General features: G+C 58.2%; 20 protein-coding genes. 7 read left to right on the forward strand and 13 right to left on the reverse strand.

Features of this window, described 5'->3' with window-relative positions:
• From bioD to QZ725_RS04405, 4 genes are all read right to left on the reverse strand, one after another.
• A partial coding sequence (gene bioD / locus QZ725_RS04390) for a dethiobiotin synthase (RefSeq protein ID WP_293776641.1) occupies positions 1 to 684 on the reverse strand: 684 nt, incomplete at its 3' end.
• Positions 681 to 1,871: an 8-amino-7-oxononanoate synthase gene (gene bioF, locus QZ725_RS04395; protein WP_293776644.1), complete on the reverse strand. Its 1,191-nt coding sequence runs from the start codon at positions 1,869 to 1,871 to the stop codon at positions 681 to 683. The genes bioF and bioD, both read right to left, overlap by 4 nt.
• The gene (bioA, locus tag QZ725_RS04400) at positions 1,868 to 3,223 is read right to left on the reverse strand and encodes an adenosylmethionine--8-amino-7-oxononanoate transaminase (protein WP_293776647.1); all 1,356 of its coding nucleotides are present in this window, start codon (positions 3,221 to 3,223) and stop codon (positions 1,868 to 1,870) included. Before bioA ends, bioF begins: the two co-directional genes overlap by 4 nt.
• Positions 3,220 to 3,645, reverse strand: a complete 426-nt coding sequence (locus QZ725_RS04405) for a YchJ family metal-binding protein (RefSeq protein WP_293776649.1) — start codon at positions 3,643 to 3,645, stop codon at positions 3,220 to 3,222. Before QZ725_RS04405 ends, bioA begins: the two co-directional genes overlap by 4 nt.
• A 167-nt stretch (positions 3,646 to 3,812) precedes the next feature.
• On the opposite strand from QZ725_RS04405, the gene QZ725_RS04410 reads away from it, so the two are divergent.
• Both QZ725_RS04410 and QZ725_RS04415 read left to right on the forward strand, forming a co-directional pair.
• Positions 3,813 to 4,877, forward strand: a complete 1,065-nt coding sequence (locus tag QZ725_RS04410) for an MBL fold metallo-hydrolase (RefSeq protein WP_293776651.1) — start codon at positions 3,813 to 3,815, stop codon at positions 4,875 to 4,877.
• A 186-nt stretch (positions 4,878 to 5,063) separates the two neighbouring features.
• Entirely contained in the window at positions 5,064 to 5,936 is an 873-nt protein-coding gene (locus QZ725_RS04415) for an MBL fold metallo-hydrolase (protein WP_293776653.1), read from the forward strand.
• Positions 5,937 to 5,939: 3 nt separating this feature from the next.
• Here the strand turns inward: QZ725_RS04415 and QZ725_RS04420 are convergent, their stop codons facing one another.
• The 5 genes from QZ725_RS04420 to argS all read right to left on the reverse strand — a co-directional run bounded on the left by QZ725_RS04420 (position 5,940) and on the right by argS (position 10,387).
• A complete protein-coding gene (locus QZ725_RS04420) occupies positions 5,940 to 6,221 on the reverse strand; it encodes a hypothetical protein (RefSeq protein ID WP_293776656.1) in 282 nt (93 codons plus the stop codon).
• A gap of 132 nt (positions 6,222 to 6,353) precedes the next feature.
• Positions 6,354 to 7,154, reverse strand: a complete 801-nt coding sequence (locus tag QZ725_RS04425) for an SDR family oxidoreductase (RefSeq protein WP_293776659.1) — start codon at positions 7,152 to 7,154, stop codon at positions 6,354 to 6,356.
• A 103-nt stretch (positions 7,155 to 7,257) separates the two neighbouring features.
• Positions 7,258 to 7,920 (reverse strand): thiol:disulfide interchange protein DsbA/DsbL, encoded by a 663-nt coding sequence (locus QZ725_RS04430; protein WP_293776661.1) that lies wholly within the window; start codon positions 7,918 to 7,920, stop codon positions 7,258 to 7,260.
• Positions 7,921 to 7,979: 59 nt separating this feature from the next.
• Positions 7,980 to 8,597 (reverse strand): SPOR domain-containing protein, encoded by a 618-nt coding sequence (locus QZ725_RS04435; protein WP_293776663.1) that lies wholly within the window; start codon positions 8,595 to 8,597, stop codon positions 7,980 to 7,982.
• Positions 8,598 to 8,638: 41 nt separating this feature from the next.
• Positions 8,639 to 10,387 (reverse strand): arginine--tRNA ligase, encoded by a 1,749-nt coding sequence (gene argS, locus QZ725_RS04440; RefSeq protein ID WP_293776665.1) that lies wholly within the window; start codon positions 10,385 to 10,387, stop codon positions 8,639 to 8,641.
• 264 nt (positions 10,388 to 10,651) lie between these two features.
• On the opposite strand from argS, the gene QZ725_RS04445 reads away from it, so the two are divergent.
• Both QZ725_RS04445 and QZ725_RS04450 read left to right on the forward strand, forming a co-directional pair.
• Positions 10,652 to 11,416 carry a TerC family protein gene (locus QZ725_RS04445; protein WP_293776668.1) on the forward strand — a complete coding sequence of 255 codons (765 nt, stop codon included), beginning with the start codon at positions 10,652 to 10,654 and terminating at the stop codon, positions 11,414 to 11,416.
• A gap of 97 nt (positions 11,417 to 11,513) precedes the next feature.
• Complete coding sequence (locus tag QZ725_RS04450; RefSeq protein ID WP_293776671.1) at positions 11,514 to 12,113, forward strand: GNAT family protein; 600 nt, start codon at positions 11,514 to 11,516, stop codon at positions 12,111 to 12,113.
• Positions 12,114 to 12,123: 10 nt separating this feature from the next.
• On the opposite strand, the gene QZ725_RS04455 is transcribed toward QZ725_RS04450, so the two are convergent.
• From QZ725_RS04455 to QZ725_RS04465, 3 genes are read right to left on the reverse strand one after another with little or no spacing between them, the layout of a single operon-like run.
• Positions 12,124 to 12,525 carry a gamma-glutamylcyclotransferase family protein gene (locus QZ725_RS04455; RefSeq protein ID WP_293776674.1) on the reverse strand — a complete coding sequence of 134 codons (402 nt, stop codon included), beginning with the start codon at positions 12,523 to 12,525 and terminating at the stop codon, positions 12,124 to 12,126.
• A gap of 12 nt (positions 12,526 to 12,537) precedes the next feature.
• Complete coding sequence (locus QZ725_RS04460; RefSeq protein ID WP_293776677.1) at positions 12,538 to 13,236, reverse strand: DUF2062 domain-containing protein; 699 nt, start codon at positions 13,234 to 13,236, stop codon at positions 12,538 to 12,540.
• Complete coding sequence (locus QZ725_RS04465) at positions 13,220 to 14,917, reverse strand: SulP family inorganic anion transporter (RefSeq protein WP_293776679.1); 1,698 nt, start codon at positions 14,915 to 14,917, stop codon at positions 13,220 to 13,222. The genes QZ725_RS04460 and QZ725_RS04465 overlap by 17 nt, the downstream gene beginning before the upstream one ends.
• Before the next feature lie 147 nt (positions 14,918 to 15,064).
• On the opposite strand from QZ725_RS04465, the gene QZ725_RS04470 reads away from it, so the two are divergent.
• On the forward strand, positions 15,065 to 15,283 hold the full coding sequence (locus QZ725_RS04470; RefSeq protein ID WP_293776681.1) for a DUF3717 domain-containing protein: 219 nt from the start codon (positions 15,065 to 15,067) through the stop codon (positions 15,281 to 15,283).
• A 31-nt stretch (positions 15,284 to 15,314) separates the two neighbouring features.
• Here QZ725_RS04470 and QZ725_RS04475 read toward each other — a convergent pair whose 3' ends face one another.
• Positions 15,315 to 16,838, reverse strand: coding sequence for a DUF4080 domain-containing protein (locus QZ725_RS04475; protein WP_293776683.1), 1,524 nt, complete (start codon positions 16,836 to 16,838; stop codon positions 15,315 to 15,317).
• Between the two features lie 111 nt (positions 16,839 to 16,949).
• Here QZ725_RS04475 and QZ725_RS04480 point away from each other — a divergent pair, with 111 nt between their 5' ends.
• Positions 16,950 to 17,750, forward strand: coding sequence for a M15 family metallopeptidase (locus QZ725_RS04480; protein WP_293776685.1), 801 nt, complete (start codon positions 16,950 to 16,952; stop codon positions 17,748 to 17,750).
• A 79-nt stretch (positions 17,751 to 17,829) separates the two neighbouring features.
• Positions 17,830 to 18,795 (forward strand): magnesium/cobalt transporter CorA, encoded by a 966-nt coding sequence (corA, locus tag QZ725_RS04485; protein WP_293776688.1) that lies wholly within the window; start codon positions 17,830 to 17,832, stop codon positions 18,793 to 18,795.
• The last annotated feature ends 2 nt before the right edge of the window (positions 18,796 to 18,797 follow it).

Here is an 18,797-nt window from a genome sequence, read left to right on the forward strand (position 1 = left end):
ATAATCGGCCGCAGCCGAGGGAAGCGGCGCCGCCAGACGCGGCACGCAACCCAGCAACGGCGCGGGCAGGCGGGCCTGCAAAGCCTCGACATTATCGCTCGCAAAGGCCATGCCAGGGTCAACTGTGTTGGCGACCCAGCCCGCCAGCGTCAATCCCTGCCCGACAATTGCTTCGGCCGTCAGCAGGGCATGGCTGATGCACCCCAGCCGCAAACCGACCACCATTATGACCGGCAAACCCAGTTGGCGGGCCAGATCGGCCGTATCTTCGCGATCCGAAATCGGCACGCGAAAGCCGCCCACGCCTTCCACGATCACGCTGTCGGCAAGCGTTGTCACCTTTGCATAACAATCGAGAATGTGCGCGATCTGCATGTCTACACGCATCAATTTCGCCGAAATATGCGGTGCAGCAGGTTGTTGCAAGAGATAGGGCACGGCCAGTTGCTGCGGCAAGGCGACATTGGCGGCGGCGGCGAGTTGATCGGCGTCCTCATTGTGCCAGACCTCGCCATCGGCTTCCTGAATGACCACCGCACCGGCTGCAATCGGTTTCATTGCCGCAACACGGCGTCCCTGGCGACCGAGCGCGTGCAACATGGCACAGGAGATGAAGGTTTTGCCGATTTCAGTATCGGTACCCGTCACGAAGTAACCGTGATGACGGCTGCCGGATGCATTCATGCGTGCTCTCCTTCAAGCTGTTGCAACACGGCGACCAATTGCCCCAAATCGGCCATGTCATGCGCAGCCGACAAGGTCACGCGCAAACGCGCGGTACCGGCTGGCACCGTGGGCGGGCGAATCGCCGGCACCCAGAAGCCGCGTTTGTACAAGGCAGTGGCTGCGCGCATGGCTTCGGCATTGTCGCCGATCAGCACGGGCTGAATAGCCGTTTGCGATGCCATGCGCTGCCAGCGTTGCAACTGCATCTTGTCTTGCCATGCCGCAATCAAGCCGCATAAATGTACGCGCCGTGCTGCACCTTCGCGACCTTCGATGATGTCGAGGCTGGCCTGTACGGCATGCGCAATCGCAGGCGGTGAGGCAGTGGTGTAAATGTAGGGACGTGCTCGCTGCACCATCCATTCAATCGCGGTGGCGTGTGCAGCGACGAAGGCGCCACCGACGCCAGCAGCCTTGCCCAGCGTGCCCATGTAGATCAGTTGCGGCGAGCACAAATCAAGATGTTCGAGTACGCCACGCCCGTGCTCGCCCAGCACACCAAAGCCGTGTGCATCGTCCACCACCAGCCAGGCATCGTGCTGCTCGCACAGCGCCAGCAAGTCTTTCAATGGCGCCAGATCGCCATCCATGCTGAAGACGCTGTCGGTGACCACCAGCTTGCGTGCCGCCGTGCTTGCTGCCAGCAAAACCGCCAGTTGCGCGGTATCGCCATGCGCATAAATCTGCACTTGCGCACGCGACAGGCGCGCGCCATCGATCAGCGAAGCGTGATTGAGTTCTTCCGAAAACAGCGCGACGTCGCTGCCGCCAAAGGCGCTGAGGATCGCCAGATTCGCCATGTAGCCGGTGGAAAACGTCAACGCGCGCGCCTGTGGCACATAGGGTGACAGGAAAGCGGCCAGGCGTTCTTCCAGCAAAGCATGTGCACGTGAATGCCCGTTGATCAGATGCGAGGCACCACTACCGACACCGTACAGCGCCGCGCCTTCCTGCAAGGCAGAGACGATGCGCGGATGTGTGGCGAGGCCCAGATAATCGTTGCTGCAAAATGCCAAGAGCGGTTTGCCATCGACCTGCATATGCGGCGCACAGGGCGATTCCGCCACGCGCAGGCGACGACGGAGGCTTTGCGCATCGAGATCGGCAATACGCTGTTCAAGATCGGCAATCAGCTTGCTGCTCATACGCTGCTTTCCTGCGCCATCACCTGTTCGAACACGCTTTGCGTGCGTGCTGCCAGCAGGGCGATTTCTTCGTCGTCCAGAATGTAGGGCGGCATCAAATAGACCGTATTACCGATCGGGCGCAACAGCAATTCCTGTTCGAGTGCGGCGGAAAAGAAGCGGCGCGAAAAACTGGACGCCATGTCGGCATCGTCGATCACGGCATCGAAAGCCCAGATCATGCCGCGCTGGCGAAAATGGCTGGCTTGCGGATGATCGATCAGCGGTGCCAGTGCTGCCGTCAGCTTGGTCGCCTTGACGCGATTGGCTTCCAGCACATCATCGTTTTCAAAAATCGCCAGCGTGGCAAGTGCGGCGCGACACGCCAGCGGATTGCCGGTGTAGGAATGCGAATGCAGGAAGCCACGCGTGACATCGGCATCATAAAAGGCGCGATAAATTTCATCGCGCGTCATCACCAGCGACAAGGGCAGGTAACCGCCGCTGATCCCCTTGGATAGACACAGGAAGTCGGGCCAGATGGCGGCCTGTTCACAGGCGAAGAACGTTCCGGTACGGCCGCAACCGACCGCGATCTCGTCCGCGATCAGATGCACCTGGTAACGGTCGCACAAGGCGCGTATTTCCTGCAGATAAACAGGATCGTGCATCGCCATGCCGGTGGCGCATTGCACCAGAGGCTCGACGATGATGGCGGCAATCGTGTCGCTCTGTTGTTCCAGCAAGGTCTCGAACGCCTTGGCGGCGCGACGTGCGACATCGACTGCGGTTTCGCCCGGTTGCGACTGCCGCGCATCGGGGCTGTCGATGACATGCGCGCGTTGCAGCAGCGGCCCGTACGCATCGCGGAAAATCGCCACATCGGTGACGGCCAGCGCACCGATGGTTTCGCCGTGATAACTGCCCTTGAGGCAGACGAATTCCTGCTTTTCGCTACGCCCGCTGTTGCGCCACGCGTGGAAACTCATCTTCAATGCAATCTCGACTGCGGATGCACCATCGGAGGCATAGAAGCAATGGCCGAGTACATGGCCGGTGCGTTCGGCGAGCTGTTCCGACAACTGCACGACCGGTTCGTGCGTGAAGCCGGCCAGCATTGCGTGTTCGAGCTTGTCGAGCTGTTCCTTGAGGGCCGCATTGATGCGCGGATTCGCATGGCCGAACAGATTCACCCACCACGAACTGATGCCATCGAGATAGCGTTTGCCATCGGTATCAAACAGCCACGCACCCTTGCCATGCGTGACGGGAATCAAGGGCACGGTTTCGTGATGCTGCATCTGCGTGCATGGATGCCAGACGCTGCGCAGACTGCGCGTGACCAGACTGTTTTGCTGTCGCGAATCGATCATGCCTGTTTGTCCTTTTTCTGTTCCGCCGGGAACACGCCATCGACATAAAACCAGCGGCCATCCTCACGCACGAAGCGGCTGACTTCATGCAGGCGATGTGCCCGGCCATCAATCTTCGAGCGCGCCACGAATTCGACTTGCGCCTCTTGTTCGTTACCGCCAGTCTGCTTTACCTCCAGACCAAGCCAGCGCAATGCCGTATCGTGCGTCAGTTCCGACAGGGCAGGTCGCGTCGAAGCGTGCCAGGTGACATGGATATAAGGCATCAGACCGAGGACATAAGCACTGTAGCGCGAGCGCATGAGTTGTTCGGCACCGGGGGCCGGCGTACCGTCGTGGAACGGCTTGCAGCACTTTGCATAATCGGCACCGCCGCAAGGGCAGGTCGTAATCGCCGGTTTCTTCATGGTTTTTGCTGGCATGGCGCATAAAGCGGCAGCATGCGTCACGATGTGGTTGGAACGATGATCAAAAGAAAGATGCACACCGGATACCGACAGGCAGCGGGCCCTGCCGGTAAAATGGCATCTTCGTTCAAGGCCGCTATTGTAGCGCGCCAGCTTGGCCGGAAACGGTGCCAGATCAAATCATGAATCCTCAGGAAGCCCAACTCGCCTACCCTTTCGACGATGCCTTGCCGGCCCCCGGCAGCGTGCTCGATGTCGCGCCCGGCATCAAGTGGCTGCGCATGGCGTTGCCGTTTGCACTCAGCCACATCAACTTGTGGTTGCTGGAAGACGTGTTCGATGGCCCGCAGGGCCGCGTGCGGGGCTGGACGATGGTTGATTGCGGCATCGGCAACGACGCCACACGCGAGGCGTGGGAGCGCATTTTTGCCGACCATCTGGATGGCCTGCCAATCGTGCGCGTGATCGTGACGCACTGCCATCCCGATCATGTGGGGCTTGCCGACTGGCTATGCCAGCGCTGGCAGGTACCACTGTGGATGACGACCGGCGAGTATGCGTTTGCCCGCATGATGTCTGCCGGCTTGCCCGGTGCGGATGGCACGTCGATGTTCCCGTTCTTCCAGCAGCACGGCCTTGCCGATCCGCAGATGCTCGAAGAACTCAAGGGCCGCAAGACCTACTATCCGACCTATGTACCCGATGTCCCGCATCACTACGCGCGCATGCATGACGGGCAAAGTTTCCGCATCGGCGACCATGTCTGGCGCGTGATCACGGGCTTCGGTCATTCGCCTGAACATGCGGCCCTCTACTGCGCCGATCTTGGCGTACTGATTTCCGGCGACATGGTCTTGCCGCGCATTTCGACCAATACATCGGTGTTCGCCATCGAGCCGCACTCCAACCCGGTCCAGCAATTTCTCGATTCGCTGCAGAAATTCCTGCCCTTACCCGCCGATACGCTCGTACTGCCGTCACACGGCAAACCGTTTCTCGGGATGCACACGCGCATCCAGCAATTGTGCGATCACCACGCCGCACGATTGGCCGAAGTGCTGACCGCCTGCGCCACGCCACAATCGGCAGCCGATATCGTGCCGATCATGTTCACCCGCAAACTCGATTCGCACCAACTGAGCTTTGCGCTCGGCGAAGCGCTCGCGCACTTGCACAAGCTTTGGGTGGACGGCCTGCTGCAACGCCAGATCGATACGGAAGGCGTGGTTCGCTTTCAGACATACTGATCAACGTAGATCGCCATAGACGGACTGCGCACGACAACGCATGCGCGCGTATGAAATCCCGGAGCGGGAAGAACGATCTGATCATCACTAGTGTTCTCATCTCCGATGTTTTCCGCGCACCGTCTCGCACTAATTCAGACTACTGCGGTCAGAACGACATCGTCCGGCCACTTGATGGGAGGCAGCATGTTCAAGCAGATTCTGTTCGCACTCTTCGCAGTACAACTCTTCCTGCCCGCCTCGGTCGCCATTGCGCAGGAAAACAAGCGATCGATTACCGATCTCGGTAAAAGCATCTATCGCTTTCAGGACAATCTGCACTATTCCATCTTCATTGTCGGCAAGGAAAGCGTGTTGCTGACCGACCCCATCAATACCGAAGCCGCCACGTGGCTGCGCAAGGAGATTCGCCAGCGCTGGGGCAATCTGCCCGTCAAATATGTGATCTATTCGCACAATCATCTCGACCATATCGGCGGCGGCGACGTGTTCCGCGATCGTGATACGCACATCGTCGCGCATGAACTTGCTGCACAGGACATTCGCCGCAACCAGATGCCGACCGCCACGCCTGACATCACGTTTTCGGATCGCCTGCGGCTCGACTTCGAGGGGCGCGCGATTGAGCTGCAGTACTACGGCCCCAACAATGGTGCCGGCAACATCAGCCTCTACGTACCCGACGCAAGATTGCTATTCGTGGTTGACTGGATCGTGCTCAAGCGTCTGCCCTTCCGCGAAATGTATTACTACGACCTTGAAGGCACGATCGCCTCGTTGAAGGCGGTACTACAACTGGATTTCGATATGGTGGCACCAGGTCACAGCGTAGTCGGCAACAAGGAGGATGTGCGGGAAAGCCTGGCGTATCTGGAAGATTTGCGGGATGCGGTATTGCAGGGCATGAACGAGGGAAAGTCGCTCGAGCAGATGCAGCGTGAAATCCGACTCGACAAATACCGGCACTTCGCCAGCTACGAGCAATGGCTGCCATTGAACATCAAGGGGGCGTACGAACAGTTGGCGCGCCTGTCCGGGCGCTACGGTCAGGAAAAGTGAGGTTCAGACACGCTGGTCGATGAATTGGCGCGCCAGCTTCACACCGACCTTGATACATTCGTCGACCGAATGAAAGCCGCCATCGCACGGCACTTCCAGCTCGCGAAAACCGATGGACTGCTGTTCGGTCACCACGATCATCGGACAATAATTGCAATCTGGACAATCCCGCTTCTCACTGCATAAACGTGTCGTCACCTGCAAGGGCCAACCCTTGTAGGTTTCGCGGTGCGACTTCATCGCGGCACGGCGGACGTTTTCAAGATACTGGAGGGTGTTCATCACGGCTTGGATTACGGATTCGAGCAATCGTTTCTGGAAGCGTTCTTCATATGAGAACTGTTCTCACTGTAAACCAATTAGCCCTTATCGGCAAAAAATCCTGTTTGCCAAGCGTATCTGCTGGCGCAGAAAACGCTATTCGTTCGGCTGCGCGCGCTTCTTGCGCGGCGCATTCCTGAACAGGAAGTCATACAGACAATTTGGCAACAATCGCAGGATTTTTGCCACCACGCCCATCTGCCAGGGAATCACGCGATAGCTGTCGCCGCGTGCAATAGCCGCTGCCGCATGACGGGCAAAATCGTCTGCCGGCATCAGGAAAGGCATGGCGTAATCGTTGGCTTGCGTCATCGGCGTATCGATGTAGCCGGGCGCAATGGTCACGACCTTGATGCCATCTTTCTTCAATTCCACACGCAGCGATTCGCAGTAGCTGATGACGGCCGCTTTCGACGCGCTGTAGGCGCCGGCGCCGGGCAAGCCGCGAATGCCAGCCACGCTGGCAATGCCGACCAGCCGACATTGCGATTGCACGGCTGCAGCCTGTTCACGCATGGTATCGATGAAAGGGGAAAACGTGGCCACCGTGGCAATAACGTTAGTGGCGAAGATGCGCTCGAACACGTCGAGGTCTTCCGTGTATTCCGTCAGCGTGCCGCGCGAGATGCCGGCATTGGCGATCACGATGTCGATACCGCCGGCATGCTGAATAAAGTCGTGCGCGGCATTGTGCAAGGCGGCACGATCCGTCACATCGAGCGAATAGACGCAATGCCGCTCGCGGTTCGGCAAGACATCGACCAGCGCCAGCAACGATTCGCCACGGCGCGCCGCCAAGCCGAGCATCGCGCCCTGTTTTGCATAGTGATGCGCCAAGGCGCTACCCAAGCCGCTGGACGCACCTGTGATGAAAACGCGGAGCGGAGCATTCTGCATACCGGACTTTCCAAACAAAAAGCCCGCCCTCTTGCGAGGTGCGGACTTTTAAACCATGTGATCGCTGCCTGTACGCTGGCAGCGCGACAATCAATCGAAGCGCTTACTTGGCGGACTTGGCGACCAGCCAATCCATTACTTGCAAGGTCGACGCATGCAGTACATCTTCCGACACATTACGGCCAAGGCTCTTGCCAATCAGTGATGGCGAGGTGATGTAGCGACCATCGATCGCAATCATCGGAACACCGTCGACACGGTAATCGCTCTGCAACTGAATCGCGCGCTGCACCTTGGTCTGAACACCGAACGAGTTGTAGACATTGGCGAACTGCTTGGCATCGACACCTTGCTTGGCGATCCATGCAGCGATCTGCGCATCGGTATCGAGCGCCTGCTTTTCAACGTGGATGGCGCGGAATACTTTGGCGTGCAATTCATTCACTTTGCCCATGGCTTCGATCGTGTAATACAGCTTTTGCTGTGGCACGAAGGAATCGCGGAAAGCGATTGGCACACGCTTGAAGCTGATCTTGTCGCCCTGCTTTTTCACCCATGCTTCGAGCGATGGTTCCAGCAGGTTGCAGTGCGGGCACGAATACCAGAAGAATTCGGTGACTTCGACTTTTTTGCCACTATCCGTCTGCTGCGGCTTGTCCAGCGTGCGGTAATCGGTACCGTTCACTGGCGCGGCAGGCGAAGCGCCCGCAGTGGCGGCGACCAGACCCAGGGTAGCGACCGCCAGCAGATGTTTGATGAAACGCATGAAATTCCTTTCAGGAGTGTTGCTCATAAAGTACCGACGTATTCTGCCGCATCTGCCGTTTATTTGCCCATGCGCACCACGGCAACATCGATGCCGTTATCAGACAGTTTGTTGCGAACGCGGTTCATTGTGTCGAGCTGGCCGAACGGACCGACGCGCACGCGGTACAACGTACCGGTTTCCGCCTGCCGTTCCGACACCGTCGCTTCGAAACCGAGCAAGGCCAGTTTGGCGCGCATGCCTTCGGCATCGGTCCGCTCACGGAAGGCGCCTGCCTGCAGGTAGTAAATCCACTTTTCATCGGCATCTTCCGCCTTGGCTTTGGCTTCCGCCTTGGCTTCGGCTTTTTGTGCTGCCGGATTCACGCGTTCGACCGGCTGCGCCTTGATGCTTTTTTCCTCGACCACCACGGCTGACGGTGCCGGATCGGCTGGTGCATCAGCGGCCGGTGCTTGCGGCAAGGTCTGCGGCTTCTTGCCGTACATCGACTTGTTCGGATCGGCAGGTTCGCCGCTTTGCGAATTGATGCGATCGACCGGCGCCACCTTGTTGGTGAACGGCAGAGGTGTCTTGGAAATCATCAAGGCCACGCCGACAGCAATGCCGAGACCAATGATGAGACCGAGGATCAGGCCGAGCAAGGTGCCGCCGGCCTGCTTGTTGCGATTTTTTTTCATGTGCTTCCTGTACGAGCGCGAGGCATGTGCGGTGGCGATTCTTACATCCGGGTCGGTGCGGAAACACCGATCAGGGCTAGGCCGTTGCGTAACACCTGACGGGTAGCAACTAGCAGGGCAAGACGCGCCATCTTGACAACGGCATCGTCCACCAGCACGCGTTCTGCATTGTAGTAGCTATGCAGTTCACCTGCCAGATCGCGCAGATAGAAGGCAACCTGATGCGGGCCCAGTTCTTCGAGCGCCTTTTGCAGCATCTCCGGATATTCGGCCAGCTTGGCCAGCAAGGCGGCTTCACGTGGCGCTGTCAGTGGCGACAGGTCGGTGACGTTCTTGAGCTCGTCTTCGTTACCGCCCCACTTGCCCAGCACCGTGCAGATACGGGCGTGTGCGTACTGCACGTAGTAGACGGGATTTTCATCCGACTGCGCGAGTGCCAGATCGACGTCGAACACGAATTCGGTATCGGCCTTGCGCGAGATGAGGAAGAAACGCACCGCATCGCGGCCGCGTGTCAGATCGCGCACCGCATTTACCCCATTGTCGCCTTCCGGCGTTTCGCCTGCCGACCATTCGATCAGATCGCGCAACGTGACGTAGGAGCCGGCACGCTTGGAAATCTTGACCTCTTCGCCATTGCGCATGACGGTGACCATCTTGTGCAGCACATAGTCGGGATAGCCTTGCGGAATGCCGACATCCAGCGCCTGCAAACCGGCACGCACGCGTGCGATGGTGCCGTGGTGGTCGCTGCCCTGCACATTGATGGCCTGCGTGAAACCGCGCTGCCACTTGACCGTGTGATAGGCGACGTCCGGCACGAAATAGGTGAAGGTGCCGTCCGACTTCTTCATCACGCGATCCTTGTCGTCGCGATAGTCGGTCGTGCGCAACCACAATGCGCCATCCTGCTCGTAGGTCTTGCCGGCGCGGATCAGCGCATCGACGGTATCGATGACCTTGCCATCGCTGTAGAGCGAGGATTCGAGGAAGTAGTTGTCGAACTTGACGCCAAAGGCTTGCAAATCCAGATCCTGTTCGCGGCGCAGATAAGCGACGGCAAACTTGCGGATGGATTCGATATCGTCCGCATTGCCACTGGCAGTTACCGGCTCGCTATCGCTGGCGGAGACGGTTTTCTTTGCAAGGAAATCGTTGGCGATGTCCTGGATGTAATCGCCGTTGTAGGCCGACTCCGGCCAGCCTTCGACACCGGGCTTGAGTCCCTTGGCGCGAGCCTGCACCGACGTGGCGAGCGTGGCGATCTGCACGCCGGCATCGTTGTAATAGAACTCGCGGGTGACATCATAGCCTTGCGCCTGGAACAGCGACGACAGCGCATCGCCGAGCGCACCCTGACGACCGTGACCGACGTGCAGCGGGCCGGTCGGGTTGGCCGAGACGAATTCGACGACAATCTTCTTGCCGCTGCCTCCAAAGCCGCGACCGTAATCGCCACGCTGCTGCAGGATGGTACGCACCACTTCCTGACGCGAGGCTGCAGTCAGGCGCAGATTGATAAAGCCGGGGCCAGCGATTTCTGCCGTTTCGATCAAGTCGCGATTGTCGGCATTGTCGAGCAAGGCGCTGACCAGGGCTTGCGCCACTTCGCGCGGATTTTTCTTGAGCGGCTTGGCGATCTGCATCGCCAGATTGCAGGCGATATCGCCATGCGATGGATCGCGCGGGCGTTCCAGCACGATGTTGGGATTGAGTTCGGTACCGGCGATCAGCGGGGCGACGGCTGCGCGGAAAATAGTGATAAGGCGTTCTTTTTGTGCTGCGAGCATGAATGAAGGCGCGCCGCGGCAGGGCGCTGCAGGTTGATTGAAACGTGCCGGCATTATACCGGCTGCCGGTGACGGCTTTCGTACAGATTTGATATCAAAAAGTTACAGCAACCGCCGCACACGCCCGATCTGGCGCAAACAAGCAGTGCTTTTGTTTCTTAACGGAATTCTCACGAGCGCTTGCGTACACTCGGCTTGCCTCACCGCTGCAAGCAATCCCTCGTTTCACCCTTCTACTACAAGACAAGAACAAGGAGACAGGCCATGCTTGAACTACTCACCGATCCGCACGCGTGGATGGCGTTCGTCACACTGACCGCCCTCGAACTCGTGCTCGGTATCGACAACATCATTTTCATTTCCATCCTCGTCGATAAACTTCCCAAGGAACGGCAGGAATTCGCACGCAAGCTCGGCCTGTTCATTGCGATGTTCATGCGCATCGGTCTGCTGATGGTACTAGCGTGGATTGTCGGATTAACCGCTCCGTTGTTCACGATCATGCAGCAGGAGATTTCCGGGCGCGACATCATTCTGATTGCCGGTGGCCTGTTCCTGATCTGGAAAAGCACGGGTGAAATCCATCAGTCATTGGAAGGTGAAGAAGGCCATACCTCGAGCGCCGTCAAGGCGACCTTTGCTTCCGTCATCATGCAAATCATGGTGGTCGATCTGGTGTTTTCGCTGGATTCCATCATCACGGCGGTCGGTATGGTGGATGAACTGGCCGTCATGGTTGCTGCGGTCATCGCCTCGGTCGGCTTGATGATGGTGTTCGCCGGGCCGATCGGCCGCTTCGTGTCGGCGCATCCTTCGATCAAGATTCTGGCACTGGCATTCCTGGTGGCGATTGGCGTGATCCTGATTGCCGAAGGCTTCGATCAGCACATTCCGAAAGGCTATATCTACACGGCGATGGGCTTTGCGCTGGTGGTCGAACTGATCAACATTCGCGCACGCAAGAAAACTGTTAAACCCGTGCATCTGCATGCGCCCTACGCGAGCAAAGAGGCGGACAAAGCGCCCTGATCCGGTCGCATTCCAGTTTGCACCGCAGTGCGAGTGGTCCGCGGCATGAACGGTCAGCCTGTGCGACGATGCAGGCTGACCATTTTTTTGTACTGCCATGTCCACGCCTTCCGCCTCGTTCCCTGTACTCACCGGCGAATCGGTCACTCTCCAGCCATTACAAGCAAAGCATGCCGAAGCCTTGCTCGATGCTGCATCCGATGGCAGCTTGTGGGAATCGAAAGTGACGGTCATTCCCGGCCCGCAAACGGTCGATGACTATATCGCCAAGGCCCTGGCGGGACGTGCGGCAGGCACCGTGCTGCCATTCGTTATCGTACGCCGCGACATGGGCACCATCGTCGGCAGTACACGCTTCTGGAAAATTGATCGCGCCAACCGCAAGATGGAAATCGGTCATACCTGGCTGGCACGCTCGGCGCAACGCACCCGCATCAATACCGAAGCCAAGCTGCTGCTGTTGCGCCATGCGTTCGAGACGCTGCACGCCACGCGTGTGCAATTCACGACGGATGAACTGAATACCGCATCGCGGGCGGCGATTCTACGATTGGGCGCGGTACAGGAAGGCATCGTGCGGCATGAACGCATCATGCCGGATGGCCGGATTCGTAATTCGGTGCGTTTCAGCATCATCGAACCCGAATGGCCGGCAGTGAAAGCCGGCCTGCTGGAAAAACTCGCGGCACCACGCTGAAGAAGCGGGTCTATTTTGGCGTGGCAGGATCGGGACAGTAGGCATCCATGAAGTGCTGCATGCGAAATGCCTCGGGTTGCCAAGGCTGACGCGTCAATCGGTCAGCAGCCATGAAAACATAGGTAGCAGCCATCTGGTTTTCATCGGCCGCAATCGAAACGCGCACTTGCTCACGCCGATACTCGCCTCCTTCGAAGACATCAAGCGCCAGCAGATCGGCCTCGTCGACATCGAAGTACAACACGCCATTCACAGCCGAATCGCTCTGCTGCACCATGCCCGGATAGGTCTCGCCTTCCACCGCATGGCGGGCATAACCCGGCAACATGGCCGGCGCGCTGCGATAACGACCGCGTACCACGCGTTCCCACACGGCAGGGAACATCAGCGATCCGTAAGTAAATACATGCATGTCTTGCGCCCTTTACCTGTTCAAGTCATCACGAATGCGTTGCACGCGACGCTGCCAGCGCAAGCGTGCATTCACTTGCCAGATCACGTGCACCAGCACATAACCCAGCACGGCCGATACCACGGCAAAGATCGCCAGCCCCAGCATGAGTTGCGGACCGGCGGCCTGCAGCCAGTCGAGCATATTGGCAAACCAGTTGCCGATCCCGCCTTCAAGGCTGCCCGCACCGACGATACGTTGCATGGTTTCCGGATCGAGATCGTCAGCCGTACCCGGCTCGCCCCCGATGATGGCCTTGCCAACACGATAGGCAGCGTAATAGATCGGCGGCACTGTAAATGGATTGGTCACCAAGGTCGCAAACGCCGCCACCGGCAGGTTGACGCGCGCAATCATGGCAAGAATGGCAGCGAACAGAATCTGCGCCACCGGACTCAGAATGCCGGCGAATAAGCCGACAGCCAACCCACCCGCCACACCGCGACGATTGAATTGCCACAAATAATGATGGTGCAGGTAGCGCGCCAACGGCCGCAGGTAGCGATTGTCATGAAAACTCTGCGAAGTCGGCATGTGCTTGAAAAAGCGGGTGCGACGCATGAAGCGGTTCTCCAAGGCAATGAAGGTCTTGCATGGGTGAATCGGTGCCAAATTGCGGGCAATCAAGAGTCGGACCAGCAAACCCGCGCAGAATTCACTGCACTTGCGCATGCGCCGGATCGGCCAGCGCGGCAATCGCCTCGCGATCGGTCATGAAAATATGGTCATTGCCGAGCACCTTGATCCAGCCAGCATCATCCAGCACATCCCAAATCTGCTTCTTGATCGCCGTCACATACAGATCGATGCCCATACCTTTGAGTGCCGTCTGCAGCGATTCGAGCGTATCCACACCCGTCGCATCGATATCGTTGACCGAGCCAACGCACAGCAGCACGCGCCGCAACTGTGGTTCCTGACTGCAATGTTCGGTGACGAAGCGTTCGAGCGCGGCACCCGTCAGGAAATTCAGCGCCGCATCAATGCGCACGGCGATCAGATCGTCGGCCAGCCGCGGCAGATCGAAACGCTTGCTGTCGCGCAAGGTGCCGTCCTTGTGTTCACTGACTTCGATGATGCGCGGCTGCATATGGCGATACAGATAGCAAACCATGGTCAGGGCGATGCCGGCCATCACACCCCAGTGCAAACGCGGCATGGCAACGATCGTGACGACAAAAGTGACGATCGCGATGGCGGCATCATCCTTCGCGATCGAGAACAGACGCTTGAACGCGCCGAAATCGAACAGGCCGAACACCGGCATGATGATCATCGCGGCCAGTACCGAGCGCGGCACGTAATACAGCAGATCCGTGAAAAACAGCAGGCACAACACCACGCACAGCACGGTAAACAACGTGGCCCATGCACTGGTGGCGCCGGCATAGAGGTTCAGTGCCGAACGCGAGAAGGAGCCGCTGACCGGAAACGCCCCGCTGAAACCGCTCGCCACCTTCGCCAGACCCTGCCCGATCAATTCCTGATTTTCATCCCAGCGCTCGCGTCGCTTGCGCGCCAGTACGCGGCAGCTCGACATGGCTTCGGTAAAGCTGATCAGGGCCAGTACCAATCCCGCCGTCCACAATTCACGATGCTGCTCGAATGAAATCGCGCCCGGTAACACGAGTGGCGGCAAGCCCTTGGTAATCTCGCCAACCACTTCGCCGCCAGCCGGCGCATAGTCCAGCAGCCAACTGAGAAAGGTCGCCAGCACCGTTACCAGCAGAATGCCGGGAAAACGCGGCAGGAATTTCTTTGTCGCCCACAGCATCAGCAATGCGCCAAAACCGAAGGCGGATGTCATCAACACATGCGAAGGATCATCCGTCACGCGCTCCAGCACGACGGATGGCGCGCGCGTGAACAGATCGGGAATGCCAATCAGCGTCGGTATCTGCGATGCCATGATGATCAGCGCTGCAGCATTGATGAAACCGATGATGACTGGTTGCGACACCAGATTCGACAGGCGGCCGAGTCGGAATGCGCCGAGCAAAAATTGAAACAGGCCCGAATAGATCGCCAGCCAGATTGCCAGCGTGACCCATTGCGCCGAAGCCGGTACCGCCAACGGCGTCAACGAACCGAACACCAGCAGGCTACTCAGTGCCGCCGGACCAACCGCCAGCAGCGCCGACGATCCCCACAGCACGCCCACCAAGGCCGGAATCAGGGAAGCATACAAACCCGTGGCTGCCGGCATGCCAGCCAAGGTAGCGTAGGCCACCGCCTGTGGAATCAACACCAGCCCAACGCTGAATCCCGCCCATGCATCACTCTTGAGCGACGACAGGGTCGGCCGCGGCCAGCGCAAAAAAGGAAAGAAACGCGTGATATCGAATGGACTCATGGAAATCGGGCCAGCGCAAGGAAGATTGCGTACATGCAATTTGCCTATTGTATGTTGTCAAACGCGCCGCCGCAGGCTCTTGCCTAACATCATCGGCGATTTGATCCGGCGCAAACCCGACCCGTACGCGGCGCGTAGAATATGTGCATGGAACTCACTCTTACAGAACTCGAACAGGCTATCAATCATTGGCGCCAGCAACGCCCTTCGACTGGCGAAGAGCACGCGCTCTCTGCCGAAGTCAATACACTGGCGAAGATTTATGCCTTGATGATCTTTCATCATCGATCCAGCCTGCCGCTCAATGAATTGAAGGAAGAAACACGCCACTTGATCGAGGATTGGCGTAACGGTGTTTCACGCTGAACCACGTTGACATCAATGCAGCGCAAGCATCTCACGCTGCCAGATGTCTGCTCTGCCGCCGGGTGAGGCTTGATAATGCTTCCTGCGATATGGCCGATGCCGTCTTTTGCTCGACCTTGCCTTCACTCTTGCGGGCGCCGCCCTGGCCGGCGTAATCGCTACGCACCAGCGATTGGGCCGCCACCGCATCCATGCCTTGCAACGTCAGCCATTGCGTGACGAGCGTCGCCAGCTTTTCCAGCGCAATGCGATGGGTCGCATCAGTATTTTCATACAACCAGCGCGACAAGCGCATGAAGTTGTCGAACGGTGCGTCGCCCAGCAACTGCGGCAGCGTATTACCGAAACGACCTGAATTGGCAATCAAATCCCAGTAGCGCGCAAAACGCACGAGTTCCTGCATTTCATCGAAGGAGATGCGATCGGTCGCCAGAATGGAATAGGGCGGATACGGATCGAAGACGAGTTTGTATTCTTCCGTGTGGCGAATGATCGGCGTACCGCGCAAACGCTTGAGAATGCCGAACTGGATTTCATGCGGGCCAAGCGCCACCAGCTTGTCGAAGCCGCGCGCAAAACTCGCCACGTCCTCACCGGGCAAGCCGGCAATCAGATCGACGTGCAAATGCGCATGCGTGTGTTCGCACAACCAGCGAATGTTGTCGGCAGCTTTTTCATTGTTCTGTTTGCGGCTGACCAATGTTTGCACATCAGGATTGAAACTCTGGATGCCAATTTCGAATTGCAGCGTCCCCGGCGGGAATTTCAGGATGCTTTCGCGTAGCGCTTCGGGCAGATGATCGGGTACGACTTCAAAGTGTGCGTAGACCGGATCATCGGGATGGGCTGCCAGCTTGTCGAGGAAGAACTGCATGATCTTCAGACTGACCTTTACGTTCAGATTGAAGGTGCGATCGACAAACTTGAACAGCCGTGCACCACGCGCATGCAAGGTTTCCATCTGCGCCAGAAAGGCATCGATATCGAACGGCCATGCGGTCTTGTCGAGCGAAGACAGACAGAACTCGCACTTGAACGGGCAGCCGCGCGAGGCTTCGACATAGAGTGTGCGATTGCGAATATCGTCATCGGAATACAGCTCGTAGGGCATGACCAGATCGGTCAGCGGGGGCTGCACACCGGCATGGATTTTCATCAACGGCTTGGGGCCGTGCAGAATCTGTTTGCACAGGGCAGGAAATGTCACGTCACCCCAACCCGTCACCAGATAATCGGCCAGCTTCACGATCTCTTGCTGCTCTGGCTCGTACGACACTTCCGGCCCGCCGAGGACCACCGTGACATGCGGTGCCACGCGCTTGAGCAAGGCGACGACCTTGGTGGTTTCTTCGACATTCCAGATATAGACGCCAAAGCCGACGATGCGCGGCTGATGCGCCAGCAAGCGCTCGACGATGTCGTTGGCACGTGCGCCGATGACAAATTCCTGTATCCGCGTTTGCGCCTGCAACTCGCCCATGTTTGCCAGCAGATAGCGCAAGCCGAGAGAGGCGTGCGTGTAACGAGCATTGAGCGTGGAGAGCAGGATAGTCATGACGTGGAAAATGGACAGCGAGCCGCCATTTTACGCGCCATATCGCACCCTCACGATAATTGGGTTAAGGTTTGACGCCACGCAACGCAAGCTTTCTTTTCCCGCATGACCATGTCGACACAGCCTATCCAATCCATCCCAAACGCTCTATCTGCCATCCTGTTTGGCATGATGTTACTTGCCTCTGGCAACACCAGCGCCCGCAGTGCACAGCCGGATCCCACGTTTTGCCAGCAACTGCAACAAACCGGCGTCTTGCATGCCACCGCGCCTGTGCGTTGTGAGCAATTGCGTGTCGTGCGTTTTTCGTATGTCGATTTCAACGGCAAACTGCGCGACGATGGCGAAATCACCGTGCTGGCGGCTACCGCCGACCACGTGAGTGCGTTGTTCTCGGCGCTGCGCGAACGTGGATTCAACTTGGCAGGTGCGCGCGGCATGGAACACTTCCGAGGGGACGATGCTGCATCCATGCGCGCCAACAATACTTCCGCATTCAATGATCGTGCCATCGTCAGCGGCAGCGCACCATCGCTACACGCCTACGGCCTCGCCATCGATATCAACCCTGTCCAGAATCCGTTTATCGAAGTCGGCAAGGATGGCAGCGCGCAGATCAGCCCGGCCGCCGGTCGTCAGTATCTGAATCGCCAAACCAACCGTCCCGGCAAAGCCGCTCGCAAGGGCATGGCCGAAGACGTCGTCGAACTGTTTGCACTACATGGCTTCACCATCTGGGGTGGCGACTGGGATGCGCCAATCGACTATCAGCATTTTCAGGTGAGTCGCAAGCTCGCGAAGAAGCTGGTGGCATTATCCGATGCACAAGCCAGAACGGCATTCGACGAGCACGTCAAGGCATACCGCAGCTGCCGCGATAGTGGCAAGCCGCGTAGCGCTTGTGTCGACTGACGCGACTGTACGAATCCGTCAACGCATCCCTATACTGTGCGCATCTGGCGCATCATTCCCTCTTCATCGGAGACCATTCATGCTCATCAACTGCGTTGCCTATCAGGACGGCAACAAGCTGGCCGACATTCCGGTCGAACAGATCAGCGATTATCTGCAAAAGCCCAATTGCTTTGTCTGGGTGGCGCTCAAGGATGCCAGCCATGACGAACTGACGCAGATGCAGCAGGAATTCAACCTGCATGAATTGGCAGTCGAAGATGCACACCATGGCCATCAGCGCGCCAAGATCGAAGAATACGGTGACTCGCTGTTTGCCGTGGTACCGACGGTGGAAATGGTCGACGGTAAATTGCAGCGCGGCGAGCTCGATATCTTTGCAGGTCCCAACTATGTGCTCTCGGTACGCAGTCACAGCCAGCATGGTTTCCTTGGCGTACGCGCGCGTTGCGAACAAGAACCCGAACAGATGCGCAAAGGCTCAGCCTTCGTGCTCTATGCGCTGATGGATGCGGTGGTGGATCGCTACTTCCCGGTGGTGGAAGCACTGGAAGCGCATCTCGATCGCATCGAAGGCAGCATCTTCCAGACACAGCAGCAACGCGACAACATCGAACAGCTTTACGACCTCAAACGCGATGTCGTCATGCTCAAGCACATCGTCGCACCACTGATGGAAGCAGTAGGGCGCCTGTATGGCGGGCGTGTGCCGCCGCTTTGTGAAAGCACGCGCGATTACTTCCGCGATGTGGGCGATCACCTGTACCGCATCAATGCGCTGACCGATGCCATCCGCGACACGATTGCCACGGCGATCCAGGTGCATCTGTCGATGGTGGCGATCGAGGAAACCGAAGTGAACAAAAGATTGGCCGCCTGGGCTGCCATTTTCGCCGTCGCCACTGCATTCTTTGGCCTATGGGGCATGAACTTCAAGTACATGCCCGAACTGGACTGGCGCTTTGGCTATCCGATGGCGATCGGCATGGTGGTCGTGGTGTGCGGTTATCTGTATTACCGCTTCCGCAAGTCGGGCTGGCTCTAGCC

Source organism: uncultured Oxalicibacterium sp. (assembly GCF_913776015.1).
Taxonomy (GTDB): domain Bacteria; phylum Pseudomonadota; class Gammaproteobacteria; order Burkholderiales; family Burkholderiaceae_D; genus Oxalicibacterium.